We start from the raw sequence: 13,449 nt of genomic DNA, 5'->3' as shown, positions 1-13,449 counted from the left end.
GTTAACCTTAAGGAAACATTGAACCGACGCGGGCATTGAAAAATCAACCAATCAAGATAAGTCAAGGCTTGCGATTAGCAGGCTAACAAAACCACGAAAAACACCTGCAGAGGATGAGATGCGGCGGCTGGTAGATTTCTTTTTTGACCGAAGAATTATTGGTCTTACGTTGCTCTTCGGGATCGCAGGCGTTGCGTTGGCGGAACGCATGGTCGTAACCCTGCCAATGGCGTATTTCATCACTTTTGCCGTAATTGCCTTATCAGTAGTGCTGACTGGGCGGATCAAGACTTCAATCTATTTCGGCCTGGCCGTCGTAGCGCTGATCGCATTTGTCTCTTACGCAAAAATCAAATGGATGTCGGTCGCTCCGAACATCGTGGACATCTATTATTTTGCATTTAATCCCGGGACATTGGCGTTCCTACTCGATGGTTTCCTGCCGCTTGTAGTCGGCGTGATCGTGTTGTTTCTGGGGGCGTTGGCAGCGCTTTTCGTTTTTGGCTGGTACGAAACACCGTCTTCGAAAAGCAGATGGAGAGCACTCATTGCGTTCCCCTTGTGCGTCGCGCTTGCAATTGCATTTCAACCGCGCTCGTTCAGCGGTGTCGAAGACCTGATGAGCTTCCGCTACATCACCTCCGTGTTCACATCTATGAAGCACCTGGCAAATCTGAGAGACCCTATTCCACTTCTGGAACTTCTAGACCGGGAAGTTGCCTCCTTGGATGGCGACGTGGAAACGCACGGAGTTTGCAAACAACTCGTGTCGAAGCCCGATATTGTCGTTGTTCAGGCAGAATCGATTGTTCCGCCTGAAATTTTCTACGATGGAGAAATTCCCAAAGAATTGGAGGGAGCGTTCAATGGTCCGGACGAGACGCTTAGGCCCCTTAAAGTCGAGACTTTTTCAGGTGGGACCTGGATTACGACTGCTGGTTTCGTTTCCGGCTTGCCGATAGCGGATCTTGGCTGGTTGACCAGCTACTCAAACTTCATTCTGGAAGGGCGAATCCGGCAGTCTTTAGTACAGTATCTTTCCGACTGCGGATACCACACGGTTTTCCTGTCACCACTCCACTACTCCTTCGTCAATGAAGGTCGTTTTATGGAGTCGATCGGCTTTGAAACATTTATCGATCAGCACGATATGAAGGCACCGTCGACGCAAGAATCCGACTCATTTTACTATAACAATGCGCTCAGCGTTCTTAAGGAACATCGGCAGAACGACGACCGCCCGGTCTTCATGTTCGTACTGACCATGTCCGCCCACTCACCCTGGAACTACAGGATGGAGCCGGACCGGACAGTCGCCGGAGAGCCTTTCAGCACGGACAGCGAAATCAATGAGTATTTCAGACGCCTTGCCATAAGCCGTGAAGATCTGGAAGAATTCACCAACCAGGTGGAAGCCCTCAGCCAACCGACGGTCGTTCTTGAATTCGGCGATCATCAACCCGGTCTGACCTTGGATTACTGGCGTCGCCGCGAAGGTCCGGCCCCGCTCGCCAACAAAGAGTCCGGCGCTTACATGACGTCCTTCCAAGTTCAGCCCCTCAAGACGGACCTTGCCGCACCAGTGCCGTCTTTCGAACGCCTGGACCTGCAGTTTCTTGGTGTTACTCTTCTTGAAATCGCTGGGATCCCCTTAACGCCAATTCAGGCAGACCTACGCAACATGCGCGACGAATGCATGGGTCTCTTTCAATCTTGCGGCGTCGAAGGGCGTCTAAATGCCCACTATGATTGCCGTGCGAACCAGAGTTCCTGCTCTGATGCACGCGTCGAACACAGTCTGAGCGGTGCACATAAGCGCGAGTATGTTCAGGCTGAAACGGCAAGGGTCGATTGACCGGCCCCTGCCTGTTTGCGGTCCGCAATTGGAACAATGCCGCGTCCCGAACTAACGCTTGGCGACTGACATGCGCCCCTTCAAATACTCGCCATACTGGCTGAGCGAAAAGATGAAGATCCAGTAGATCGCGCCGACGAACGCATAAACCTCGATGTAATACGGTGCCCACTCCACGGTACCGAAGGCGGCATTCGCGGAAGCGAGAACATCAAAGAAACCGATGATGATCACGATCGCAGTCTCTTTGAACGTAACCACAACCATGTTGATCGTTGACGGCAATGCATGCCGGAATACTTGCGGCATCACGATGCGGGACAGGATCTGGAACGATGTCAGCCCCAGCGCTCTACCAGCCTCAAATTGCCCTTTTGGGATCGCCTGGAAGCCACCGCGAAACACCTCAGCCTGATAACACGCGAAAAACAACGCGAAACCGACGATGACCCGCCAGATCTTGTCGCCGTTCAGCCAGTCGGGCAGAAGAAGTGGTATCACGACAGCAGCAGCAAAAAGAGTTGTCAGCAAAGGCAGCGAGCGAATGAAATCGATCAGCAGAGAAGCCGCTCCCTTGACAGCCGGCAATCGAGATCGCCTTGCAAGCGCCAGCAAAAGCCCCATCGGCATGCCAAGCAGAACAACTGCAGAAAACATGAAAAGGGTGAGTGCCAACCCGCCCCATTGATCGGTGGTAACCTGAGCCTGGCCCAGAAGGCTGCCATCCATCAGCAGGACGTAGGTTCCAAAACCGACAATCCAGAGGGTAACCAGTTTGCTGGTGCTCCAGAAGTGTGGCAGGCAAGACAGAACAACCGTTGCCACGATTGCTATGCATGCCAGCGTTGAGCGCCAATGAAGGTCATAGGGATAAAGTCCAAACAGTATCAATCGGTGACGCGCCGCAATAACCGACCAACACGCTCCCCCTGCTTCGGCACAGTGCTCAACGTCTTCAGCCCGCCAGACAGCACTGAAGAGCGCCCAGTCAACCAGCATCCAGGCCATATAAAGCATCAGCCCGAAAATGAAGACGCTGGTCAACGTGTCGCTTGGGCTTCGAAACGCTCGTTTCTTCAGAGTTTTGGCAAGTTGGCCCCACCTGTCCGAAGAACCGGTGTATTCGCTCGCAATCGCCATGTCAGTGCCCTTTCAGCGCAAGGCGCGCATTGATGAAGTTGACGATCTGAGCCAGTGAATAGTTGATTAGCAGGAAGAACAGCATCAACAACCCCATCAGCTCAAGCGTTTGTCCAGACTGGGTGATTGACGTCGACACGATATAGAAGAGATCACTGAATCCAATCGCGACACCGAGCGTCGTTGCCTTCATGATGAAGATCCACTGATTGCCGAGCGGGGGCATGATCGTGCGCAACGCCATTGGAATCTTGACGTGAAACCAGATAGAGCGAGACGAGAGGCCGAGAGCCTTGCCGGCTTCGGTCAATCCGCTCGGCACTTCGTGCAGTCCTCCACGAACCACTTCGGCAATATAGGCAGACCCGTAAAGCGTGATCGCAAGGATCATTGCGACAAGTTCAATTGAAACGGTCAGCCCCCCCTGAAATCTCAGGCCCTTCTGCACCGGAAGGGAGAACATGGAAGATTCCGCCGGTGCAAACATGGATGCCAGGGTCAACGTCAAACCAATACTGGCGACCAGCCAGAGACCAAGCTTGTGAAGGAATTGAAGGCTCTTTATTCGAAAGATGGCGAACCCGAGCAGAACCAGGCAGGCGAAAATTCCGAGGACTACTAACGGCGAAACATTCAGTGCAGGCAGCATCATTCCCCTGTTTGAGAGAAATAACGCGTCACCCAGCGAATATGCCTGCCGAGGTCCCGGCATATGGATCAGTACCGCGTACCAAAAGACAAGCTGCAATATCAGCGGCAAGTTTCGGAAGAGCTGAATATAGACGGTTGCGACCGCGTTGAGGCCCAGTTGCCGCGCGTCCCTGGCAGTGCCGATGGCAAACCCGAGGATGGTGGACAGCACGATGCAAATCAGTCCGAGGAACAATGTGTTCATGAAACCAATCAACAGCGTTCTGGAGTAACTGTCGTCAATTGATCGGTCGATCAGTGAAAACGAGTAAGCCCAACCAGTAGCCCGCTCCAGAAATCCGAAACCGCTCGTCATGTTGAGCTCGTCCAGCTTCGTCTGAGCCGTTGAAATCGCGGCCCATACGATCAGGGCAACTGCAACAACCAGCAAGGTCTGCAAAATAAGTTCACGGCGTTTCCGCCTGGTCTTGAGAGCCGCAGCATCCATTCCGGGATCCTCCTTGCCGCAACACAATAGAAAGGCGGCAAGACAAAATGCCTTGCCGTCTTGCGAACACGGATCAGTCGAGAATAGGCGCGTAAAGTACGCCGCCATGGCTCCAGAGGTTGTTCAGACCACGGTCAAGTTTGTAAGGAGATCCCTCACCCAGGTTGCGATCGTAGATTTCTCCAAAGTTTCCTGTGGCTGCAATCATTTCACGTGCCCAGGTATCCCGGATGCCGAGACGTTCGCCCATGCCAGGGTCGACGCCCAAAAGCCGTGCGATTTTCGGGTTCGGCGGATTGGCAGCCATTTCTTCCACATTGGCGGAAGTCACCCCTTCTTCTTCGGCAATCAGCAATGCTGCGATCATCCAGTTGACCATGTCGACGAATTCCTCGTCGCCCTGGCGCATTGCAGCAGCAATCGGTTCGTTGGAGAGCTGGTCTGACAAGATGATGTGTGCATCGGGCTTTTCCAGCTCAGTTGCACGCAAAACAGCCAGGAACGGACCCCAGGCAGCAAAGGCGTCGCAGCGGTTTGCGAGGTAAGCTGCGCGCAGTTCCGATGCCTTTTCGTAGGACACCATAGTGTGTTCGACACCGATGGTTTTCAGATAGTTGCCTGCGAGCCTTTCAATAGTGGTGCCGGCTTCAACGCAGATCGTCCCGCCGTCAAGTTCCTTGGCCTCGGTTATGCCAAGGTCGCCATGTGCCATGAATTGTGTGCCACCGAAGAAGTACGGCAAACTGAACTGCAAGCCGACTTCAGTGTCGCGACCCATGGTCCAGCCGGTTGCCTTGATGATGACGTCGACATCCCCGGATTGCAGCGCGGGGAACCTTTGGGCCCAGCTCAAGGGAACGATTTGAGCCTTGTCAGGATCCCCCAGGATCGCTGTCGTGAGGGCTCGGCACATGTCGATGTCCAGCCCTTTCCATTCGTTTTTGTCGTTCACCTCCACAAACCCGAAGTAGCTGCCGTTGTGGCCGCTGCACAGGAGCGTGCCCCGCTCTTCGATCTCCGTCACCGTCGCGCTTTTCGAAAACGCCGTAACCGGGGCTGCAACACCTGCTGCGAACGCAACCGCGCAGGCGATTTTTGCAATACTGGTTGCCATTTTAGCTGTTCCCTGTTTTATATATCAGAACACTTGTTCCATTTAGTAGGTTACGAACACTCAAAAATGAGTCAAGTGAATTCTCCAAATCGCGGAAAAACTGATCGAAATTCTGCGAAACTGGCGGGGAAATGAGCAAAAATTGGAACGAACGCATGATTACTAGGCATGCAGGGGCGGTTGAAACTGATCCAGGCCACCCGATTTAGGGTGTGATCGAATGACCGCCGAAAGCGGTGAAGGCAAACCGGCCCCTGAAGAAATTTGGAATTTCCGCGTGTTCAAGACTTGATCGCTGCGGGTTCCGGAACGCACACTTGGCGCAATGGCATATGAGGAGACATGAATGAGCGGTTCAAATTACCCGGTCGACTTGAGCGTCAAACCAGAGGTGAAAGCCTTCTTTGATCCGGCGACGAATACAATCAGTTATGTCGTCAAGGACCCCTCGTCTTTAGCCTGTGCCGTGGTCGACAGTGTCATGGACATCGACTACGCGGCAGGACGCATCACATATGATCATGCCGATGAGATCATTGCCCACATCCGCGACAACGAGCTCGAGCTAGAATGGCTGATCGAGACCCATGTCCATGCCGACCACCTTTCAGGTGCGCCCTACATTCAAAAACAGCTTGGCGGCAAACTTGGCATTGGCGAAAAGATCACCGTCATCCAGGAAACTTTTGGCAAGATCTTCAATGAAGGTACGGAGTTTCAGCGCGATGGCAGTCAGTTTGACATGCTTTTCAAGGACGGTGACACCTATAAGATCGGTGAGATGACCGCCATGATCATGTGCACACCCGGTCACACACCCGCTTGCATGGTTCACGTCATGGGGAACGCCACTTTTACAGGTGACACGCTATTTATGCCCGACAGCGGGTCCGCCCGGGCTGACTTTCCCGGAGGGGATGCGGCAACACTCTATGATTCAATTCAGAAGGTTCTTGCCCTTCCGGATGATATGCGCCTCTTCATGTGCCACGACTATGGACAGAACGGCCGCGAGATCCAGTGGGAGACGACTGTCGGCGAGGAAAAAGAACACAACATCCATGTCGGCGGCGGCAAAAGCAAAGAAGAGTTTGTCAAGTTCCGGACCGAACGGGACGCCCAGTTGGCAATGCCAAAACTGATCATTCCCTCTTTGCAGGTCAACATGCGCGCCGGACGACTGCCGCCTTCGGACGACACCGGCCGTACTTTTTTGAAGGTTCCAGTCAACGAGCTTTAGGCGGGCGAGCGCCCCACCCAAAACTTGAATTATGGATAAGTTGCTGTGTCCGAGTCTGGATCTAGTCTAGCTCGACGGTACCATTGGGTGTTTTCAGAACGAATGAGAGGCCCGGCTCTCCTTTGACCACCTCAGCAAGATGATCAATATTCAGCGCCTTTAGCAGAGACACCAACTGTTCGGGCTCGGGATGTGACAGTCTGACGGTTTTAAGCCGAATTCCGAGATCCTGCTGCCCGGTCGATGGATGCGGTCCGGGAGACCATTCGATAAAGGCAGGTAGCAGCCCTTCTCCCGGCAAGCTTCCATCTTCTGGAACCGTTAAGCGCCAGGTTCTGTCGCCCCGGGCAAAGTCGACGACGTCACCAAGATCGACCGGACTGCCTGCAACGACGGCATCAAGGTCGCTGGTGTTCACAACCCAGGTCAATGCACGTGGGCGTTCGTTCAGCCTGCGCTGTGTGTTCGCGTCGTCCAGCGAAAACCAGCGAACACGTCCAGGTTCTGGCGCCTCAGGGTCGATTGAAATCAGCTCGAAAAAGCTTTCATTGCCTGCTTGCATAACGCGGTTGTGCGTACTCATGGCCGCATGTTTTCCGCCAAGCGGCACCGCAACATCGAGGATGGTCTCCATCGCATCCGCGCCGCTGTCGAGGTCTTTGCACCCAATAGCGATATGGTCGATTTTGTTTTGCATGTTTTAAACTATCCTTGGAGAAATTTTAAAGCCTGAGTGACATCTGCCTTCAGGGTCTCAAGATCATCGAAACCAATATTGAACCGCAGCAGAGGACCCTGCCCCAGTTTGCGGCTACGTTCGCTTGTCATGGGAAGAACAAGGCTTTCATATCCGCCCCAGCTGACGCCTATCCCGAAACATGTCAACGCGTCGACAAAGGCACGGAACCGGACTTCCGGACACGGCCTGAAAATGACCGAAAACAGTCCCGCAGCACCAGAAAAGTCTCTTTTCCAAATCTGATGACCGGGGCAGCTCTCAAAAGCCGGGTGCAGTATGCGATCCACTTCTGGCAAGCCGGCAAGCCATGAAGCCATCTCAATGCCGGCTTTGTTTTGATGTTCCATACGCATCTTGAGCGTTCTCAGCCCTCTAAGCGCCAGGAAAACCTCCTGTGCGCCGGGCTTGTCCCCGAGCGACATGACTGTTCGGCGTATTCTGCTGTGGTATTTCTCCGTGGCCGCGATAACACCGAGCATCGCGTCAGAATGTCCACAAAGGTGTTTCGATCCGGAATAGACAACGACATCCGCACCGAGGGTTAGTGGATTGCAGAAAACCGGCGATCCCCAGGTGTTGTCAAAGACAACCGGTACCCCTCTTGCTTTGGCCTGACGCCCGATCTCCGGCAGATCGCAGACTTCGAAAGTTCCAGAACCTGGAGCCTCAGCCATGATGGCGCAGGTACCGGGCCGGATCTTCTCACCAATAGCTTCCATCGGATCAAAGGGTTCGATGTCAATGTTCATTGACCTCAACAAGCCGTCGCAGAACGCTCGTGTATTGCCATAGAGATTTTCTGCCACCAGGAGGTGATCCCCGGGCCTGGCGAGAGCAAGCAGTGTCGACGTGATGGCCGAGACGCCTGATGACGTCAGCGTTGCCCCGTGAGCCTCGTCCAACTCGGCGAGTAGGCGCTCAAGCGAAAACGTGGCATTATTTCCATATCGGCCGTAATAGGGTGTCCCGTTTTCATATCGCGCCTCCTTTGCAATCTCAAATTCCTCAAGAGTGCTGAAAACCACCGTTGAACCGAGTTCGACCGGCCAATTCACTTGTTTTCCGACAGGCCCGCCTGGCCGGGCGCCATGCACCAGGGCATCCGCCAGGTTTGTTTTTGTCATTTTGGGTGGCTCCAGAAATTGTGTCGTGTTGAAATGATGACACCCGACATTATGTGTGTCAATATACGGAAAATTCGTTCTGATTAGCGAAACAATATGAAATTGACGTCAAATCATTGGGGTCCAGGCTACGTTAATGTCGCCGACGGCCGCATTGTCTCGGTTCTTCCTCACCCTGACGATCCGAATCCTTCTCAAATTTCTGGAAACATCGCCCAAAGCCTGAACGGTCGCGCGCGTGTGCTGAAACCTGCTGTGCGAAAAGGCTGGCTAGAGAATGGCCCAGGCTCCGCAGCGCGCGGCGAAGATGCCTTTGTCGAACTCTCCTGGCCCGAAATGATTGACCTGCTGGCAGGTGAGATCAGTCGGGTTAAGAGCACCTATGGCAACAATGCCATTTTTGCCGGTTCATATGGCTGGTCGAGCGCTGGCCGGTTCCATCATGCGCAAAGCCAATTGAAGCGGTTCCTGAACACGCTAGGCGGTTTTGTCCGATCCGAAGGCAACTACAGCTATAATGCTGCATTAAGCTTGATGCCGTTTATTCTGGGCGACTATCGCAAACACGTCGCCCAGGCGACGCGTTGGACCGTTGTGGCAAAACACAGCGAACTTGTGGTGCTGTTCGGCGGCCTCGCAACGCGCAACACCCAAGTCAGCGACGGCGGCATATCCCGACACCGGATAAAGATAAACCTTAAGTCCTGTGCAGACGCAGGTGTCCGATTTGTGAATTTCAGCCCGTTACGCAGTGATCTTTCGTCAGACATTCCCGCCGAGTGGCTCGCCCCGCTTCCAGGAACAGATGTCGCGGTCATGATGGGAATTGCCCATACGCTTTTGACTGAAAACCTTCACGACAGGGAATTTCTTGACAAATACACAACTGGCTTTGACAGGCTCGCAGCCTACCTGGTTGGAGAAATGGATGGCGTTGCAAAGTCGGCTAGTTGGGCAGCGGGCATTTCAGGCATTCCATCTGAAAGCTTGCGCAACCTTGCTCGAGAGATGGCGTCGAAACGCACCATGATTTCTTGTGCTGCAAGCTTGCAGCGTGCCGATTTTGGAGAACAACCGCTTTGGATGACAATTTCTCTGGCGGCGATGCTTGGACAGATTGGACTGCCGGGCGGAGGTTTCACAATCGGATATGGCGTGAACGGCAATATCGGCAATATGGAACGCCCCTTTCGACCGGGCGCCCTGCCGCAGGGACGATCCGCGGTGTCAGACTGCATTCCAGTCGCCATGATATCGGAAATGCTTCTCAATCCACTTGGGCAGTATAAGTACCTTGGCGAGACGCGGACATTCCCGGATATCAAACTGGTTTGGTGGGCTGGCGGCAACCCATTCCACCACCACCAGGATCTCAACAGGCTCCGCAAGGCCTTTTCACGACCTGAGACAATAATCGTCAATGAGATGAACTGGACTGCGACTGCCCGGCATGCGGACATCGTTTTACCAGTTGCAGCACCTCAGGAAAGAAACGACTTCGGTGCGGGCAAATCTGACAACGCCCTAATTCCAATGCCGGCAGCTGTTTCGCCGCCAGGAGAAGCTCTCACTGAATATGAGATCTTTTGCACCCTTTCAAAACGGCTGGGAAATCACCAGAACTTTTCCGAGGGGCTTGATGAAGCAGGATGGCTGATGCGTCTTTGGGACGAAACCAGAAAAGCAGCTACTGAGAATGGCATTGACCTACCCGACTGGAACACTTTTCTGGACGGAGATATCGTTACATTGCCGGACCCGTCACCCGAGCAGGTTTTTCTGGCAGAGTTTCGCGAGAACCCTCAAGACAATGCACTGCCGACGCCATCAGGTCTGATTGAGTTGTTTTCACACGCAATTGCTGAAATGAATTTGCCGGATTGTCCTGGTCACGCCAGCTGGTTTGAACCAAGAGACAAAGAAGTGGGATTGAACGATCGCTACCCGCTATCACTCCTTTCCGGCCAACCTGGCACGCGGCTGCATAGCCAGCTTGACAACGGCGCGACCAGCCTTGCTGCAAAAATAGATGGCCGCGAGCCGGTCCTGCTTCATCCGGAAGACGCTGCAAAGCGGCAAATCAAGGATGGAGACATTGTCGAATTGCGAAATGACCGTGGGAAGTGTCTGGCCGGGGCCAGGATCACGGATGACATTCGACAGGGCTGCGCCTTCCTGTGGACTGGCGCCTGGTATGATCCGGAGTTCAAACACCCACACCATCGCGACCGCCACGGCAATCCCAATGTCCTCACCCATGATCTTAGGACGTCCTCACTCACTCAAAGCCCTGCTGCTCACTCCGCATATGTCGAAATCATGCCAATTGAAGGACAGGCACCTGACGTTGAAGCACACGCTCCACCGCGATTTACCTTTGCAGATGCGTCGGCTACAGTGCCGAAAATGACCAGCGAAACGTGAAAATGTCAGAAAAAAAAGCGACTGAAGCAAAAGTAGATTCCACACTTTCCAAAGGCTTGGCGATACTTGAAAAGCTGGCAGAAGCCCGTAGCGCACTCGGCGTTACTGAAATCTCACGTTCGCTGGATTTGACCAAGTCGAACACTTTTCGACTTCTACAGACGCTTTCACGGCTCGGCTACGTCACTCAAAGAGAGGACGGAGCGTATGCTGTCACACTCAAGATGTGGCAAGTCGGACGTTCGACCGTCGACAGTCTCAATCTTAGAGAACTCGCCGCGCCGGAGATGGCCTATCTCGCCGATGAAACCGGTGAAACCATCTATCTCGCCGTGCCTGAACAGTTCAATGTCGTCTACATCGACAAGATTGAAAGCAAGAAGCCGATACGCTCCTGGAATCCGATTGGCGGTTCTGCGCCAATCCATTGCGTTGGCACAGGCAAAGCTATTCTGGCTGCCAACTATGAAAGATTGCGAGAAAAGCTGTCCGAGCCACTGCCCGGCTTCACCGGTCGAACGATGACAACCCTGAGCCAGCTGGACGAAGACATCGAAGCAACGAGAATGCGCGGCTATGCTTATGATACCGGAGAATTTCGTGACCGGATTTTGAGTTTCGGGGCCGCAATCAAACTGCCCGATGGCGAAGCGGTCGCCGCAATCGGCATTTCGGTACCAAACGTCAATCTTCCCGATGACGGTGAGGAACGCTTTGGCGCTCTTTCAGCGCACGCTGCCGAGGCCGTTTCTCGCAAGCTCACGCGCGTCTGACAGTTACAGTTTCTCTAAGGTTTATCCCGTGAACAGGAGACCGACATTTTGCCGGTCGCTGCCCTATTCCGTCGAATTTGAAAGTCTGAATTGAATTTCAATTCAAGATTTGGGTTCAGGCATTTCGACGGGACCTTCTTGCTTTACCCATTGTGAGAAGCCTTCCCGCAAATGAGATGCTTCAAATCCCATGTCCTGAAGCGTGGCGACTGTCAGCGCTGACCGCCAACCGGAGGCACAATGGAAGACAAATTTCTTGTCCTCTCCAAAAACTTCCTTGAAATACGGGCTTTCCGGATCGACCCAGAATTCGACCATTCCTCTGGGTGCATGTACACTTCCGGGAATGAATCCAGACCGTTGGCGCTCACGCACATCGCGTATGTCGACCACAACGACATTTGGGTCGTCCAGCATGTTGATCAGGTCTTGAATTTCGATTTCTTCAATGCGGGAACGGGCTTCGGCGACCATGCTGGCGGAATTTTTGGAAAGCTTTTTCATCTCACTCACTGTTCCGGTATATAAAACATTTATTTCTTATATTGACACGCAGCATTGTTGTTTGCAAGTAATCCTATAGGCGCAAATTTTTGTGTCGCCGTAAACAGGAGACGATTGCTGTGACACGGACAATGCCGATTTCCCTTTGGGATGTATCTGCCGAGGAGCGCGACCTGGAAGGCCGCCTGCCGGACGGCGAAACATTCGATGTTGTCATTGTAGGGGGTGGATTCACCGGGCTCTCAACAGCGCTTCATTGTGCTGAGGCTGGACTGTCCGCCTGTGTTATCGAGGCCAATCATGTTGGCTTCGGCGGGTCGGGACGCAATGTCGGTCTCGTCAATGCCGGCATCTGGCTGCCTCCAACGCAAGTGCGCGAAAAGCTTGGCGCAACCTATGGACCACGCTTCTTGCAGCGGTTTGGCGATGGTCCTTCAATGGTTTTCGACCTGATCGAAAAATATCAAATACGGTGTGAAGCAACACGCAACGGCACCATTCACGCAGCACACGCGCCATCCGGTTTTCGCGATCTGGAAGCCAGATGGAAAGAATGGAATTCATTGGGTGAACCGGTCGATTTGCTAGGCCGGGAAGAAATCTCGGAAAAAATCGGAACACACGTATTTCACGGCGGCCTTGTCGATCATCGTGCAGGTACGGTCAACCCGATGGGATACTGCCGTGGCCTTGCACGGGCCGCCACCGCAGCAGGCGCGACGATATCTACAGGTGTCAAAGTAACATCGCTTGCAAAATCCGGCAGCGGATGGAGCGTTCTGACCGACAAGGGAAACCTGCACGCCAAAGCCGTGGTTCTTGGCACCAACGCCTACACAGACGATCTGTGGCCTGGTTTGAAGCAAACCTTCACGATGATCCACTACTTCCAACTGGCAAGCGAACCTCTTGGTGAGCGCGCGGCGCACATTTTGCCGGAACGGCAAGGCCTGTGGGACACGGCGCCCGTTATGTTCTCACTCAGAAAGGACAATGAGGACCGATTGATCATCGGGTCGATGGGGAAAGTCCTTGGCGACAAGTCCAGCGGTCTTTCCCAGCGATGGGCAAGAAAGCAGTTGTCTCGACTTTTTCCTGATCTTGGCGACATCAAATTCGTCGAAGCCTGGCATGGCCAGATTGCCATGACCCCGGACCACCTGCCAAGAATTCACGTGCTTGACGAAGGGCTTTACACCCCCATCGGATACAACGGCCGCGGAATTACAACAGGCACCATCTTTGGACAAGGCATTGCAGGCTTGTTGACTGGGATGGACCCGGCGGAGCTGCCCCTTCCAATGACAGATGTTGCAGCGGTTACGAGCGCGCCACTGATGTCGCGCTTTTACAATATTGCCTTCACGGCCAACCAATTCATCAAAGGGTTCTGAATAG

Annotated in this window: 11 protein-coding genes; 5 read left to right on the top strand and 6 right to left on the bottom strand. The window is 53.6% G+C overall.

The genetic code is table 11. The annotated features are described in order from the left end of the window. The first annotated feature begins 118 nt into the window (after window positions 1–118). Window positions 119–1,855 carry a sulfatase-like hydrolase/transferase gene (locus tag Q0835_RS21185; protein WP_298964089.1) on the top strand — a complete coding sequence of 579 codons (1,737 nt, stop codon included), beginning with the start codon at window positions 119–121 and terminating at the stop codon, window positions 1,853–1,855. A gap of 51 nt (window positions 1,856–1,906) precedes the next feature. Here Q0835_RS21185 and Q0835_RS21180 read toward each other — a convergent pair whose 3' ends face one another. The 3 genes from Q0835_RS21180 to Q0835_RS21170 all read right to left on the bottom strand — a co-directional run bounded on the left by Q0835_RS21180 (window position 1,907) and on the right by Q0835_RS21170 (window position 5,247). Beyond that, on the bottom strand, window positions 1,907–2,995 hold the full coding sequence (locus Q0835_RS21180; RefSeq protein WP_298964088.1) for an amino acid ABC transporter permease: 1,089 nt from the start codon (window positions 2,993–2,995) through the stop codon (window positions 1,907–1,909). A gap of 1 nt (window position 2,996) precedes the next feature. Beyond that, entirely contained in the window at window positions 2,997–4,133 is a 1,137-nt protein-coding gene (locus Q0835_RS21175) for an ABC transporter permease subunit (protein ID WP_298964086.1), read from the bottom strand. 73 nt (window positions 4,134–4,206) lie between these two features. Then, window positions 4,207–5,247 carry an amino acid ABC transporter substrate-binding protein gene (locus Q0835_RS21170; protein ID WP_298816500.1) on the bottom strand — a complete coding sequence of 347 codons (1,041 nt, stop codon included), beginning with the start codon at window positions 5,245–5,247 and terminating at the stop codon, window positions 4,207–4,209. Between the two features lie 346 nt (window positions 5,248–5,593). Between Q0835_RS21170 and Q0835_RS21165 the strand changes: the two genes are divergently transcribed. Beyond that, the gene (locus Q0835_RS21165) at window positions 5,594–6,487 is read left to right on the top strand and encodes an MBL fold metallo-hydrolase (protein WP_298964085.1); all 894 of its coding nucleotides are present in this window, start codon (window positions 5,594–5,596) and stop codon (window positions 6,485–6,487) included. Between the two features lie 61 nt (window positions 6,488–6,548). Here the strand turns inward: Q0835_RS21165 and Q0835_RS21160 are convergent, their stop codons facing one another. Both Q0835_RS21160 and Q0835_RS21155 read right to left on the bottom strand, forming a co-directional pair. Next, window positions 6,549–7,184, bottom strand: a complete 636-nt coding sequence (locus Q0835_RS21160) for a VOC family protein (protein WP_298964084.1) — start codon at window positions 7,182–7,184, stop codon at window positions 6,549–6,551. An 8-nt stretch (window positions 7,185–7,192) separates the two neighbouring features. Next, complete coding sequence (locus tag Q0835_RS21155) at window positions 7,193–8,350, bottom strand: PLP-dependent aspartate aminotransferase family protein (RefSeq protein WP_298964083.1); 1,158 nt, start codon at window positions 8,348–8,350, stop codon at window positions 7,193–7,195. A 96-nt stretch (window positions 8,351–8,446) separates the two neighbouring features. On the opposite strand from Q0835_RS21155, the gene Q0835_RS21150 reads away from it, so the two are divergent. Together Q0835_RS21150 and Q0835_RS21145 are read left to right on the top strand one after the other, a co-directional pair. After that, on the top strand, window positions 8,447–10,774 hold the full coding sequence (locus Q0835_RS21150; RefSeq protein ID WP_298964082.1) for a molybdopterin-dependent oxidoreductase: 2,328 nt from the start codon (window positions 8,447–8,449) through the stop codon (window positions 10,772–10,774). 2 nt (window positions 10,775–10,776) lie between these two features. After that, complete coding sequence (locus Q0835_RS21145) at window positions 10,777–11,547, top strand: IclR family transcriptional regulator (RefSeq protein WP_298816490.1); 771 nt, start codon at window positions 10,777–10,779, stop codon at window positions 11,545–11,547. 102 nt (window positions 11,548–11,649) lie between these two features. Here Q0835_RS21145 and Q0835_RS21140 read toward each other — a convergent pair whose 3' ends face one another. Then, a complete protein-coding gene (locus Q0835_RS21140) occupies window positions 11,650–12,051 on the bottom strand; it encodes a rhodanese-like domain-containing protein (RefSeq protein WP_298816488.1) in 402 nt (133 codons plus the stop codon). A gap of 119 nt (window positions 12,052–12,170) precedes the next feature. On the opposite strand from Q0835_RS21140, the gene Q0835_RS21135 reads away from it, so the two are divergent. Then, window positions 12,171–13,445 (top strand): FAD-binding oxidoreductase, encoded by a 1,275-nt coding sequence (locus Q0835_RS21135; protein WP_298964080.1) that lies wholly within the window; start codon window positions 12,171–12,173, stop codon window positions 13,443–13,445. Window positions 13,446–13,449 lie beyond the last annotated feature (4 nt).

Origin of the sequence: uncultured Roseibium sp. (genome assembly GCF_947499295.1) — a bacterium.
Lineage (GTDB): Bacteria > Pseudomonadota > Alphaproteobacteria > Rhizobiales > Stappiaceae > Roseibium.
The sequence above is the reverse complement of the archived record's forward strand: the minus strand, read 5'-3'. Positions and strand labels throughout refer to the sequence as shown.

Coding starts and splice junctions, on each gene's coding strand:
- Q0835_RS21160 (WP_298964084.1), bottom strand. CDS start 7,184: ATGCAAAACAAAATCGACCATATCGCTATTGGGTGCAAAGACCTCGAC.
- Q0835_RS21140 (WP_298816488.1), bottom strand. CDS start 12,051: ATGAAAAAGCTTTCCAAAAATTCCGCCAGCATGGTCGCCGAAGCCCGT.
- Q0835_RS21150 (WP_298964082.1), top strand. CDS start 8,447: ATGAAATTGACGTCAAATCATTGGGGTCCAGGCTACGTTAATGTCGCC.
- Q0835_RS21180 (WP_298964088.1), bottom strand. CDS start 2,995: ATGGCGATTGCGAGCGAATACACCGGTTCTTCGGACAGGTGGGGCCAA.
- Q0835_RS21145 (WP_298816490.1), top strand. CDS start 10,777: ATGTCAGAAAAAAAAGCGACTGAAGCAAAAGTAGATTCCACACTTTCC.
- Q0835_RS21185 (WP_298964089.1), top strand. CDS start 119: ATGCGGCGGCTGGTAGATTTCTTTTTTGACCGAAGAATTATTGGTCTT.
- Q0835_RS21165 (WP_298964085.1), top strand. CDS start 5,594: ATGAGCGGTTCAAATTACCCGGTCGACTTGAGCGTCAAACCAGAGGTG.
- Q0835_RS21175 (WP_298964086.1), bottom strand. CDS start 4,133: ATGGATGCTGCGGCTCTCAAGACCAGGCGGAAACGCCGTGAACTTATT.
- Q0835_RS21170 (WP_298816500.1), bottom strand. CDS start 5,247: ATGGCAACCAGTATTGCAAAAATCGCCTGCGCGGTTGCGTTCGCAGCA.
- Q0835_RS21155 (WP_298964083.1), bottom strand. CDS start 8,350: ATGACAAAAACAAACCTGGCGGATGCCCTGGTGCATGGCGCCCGGCCA.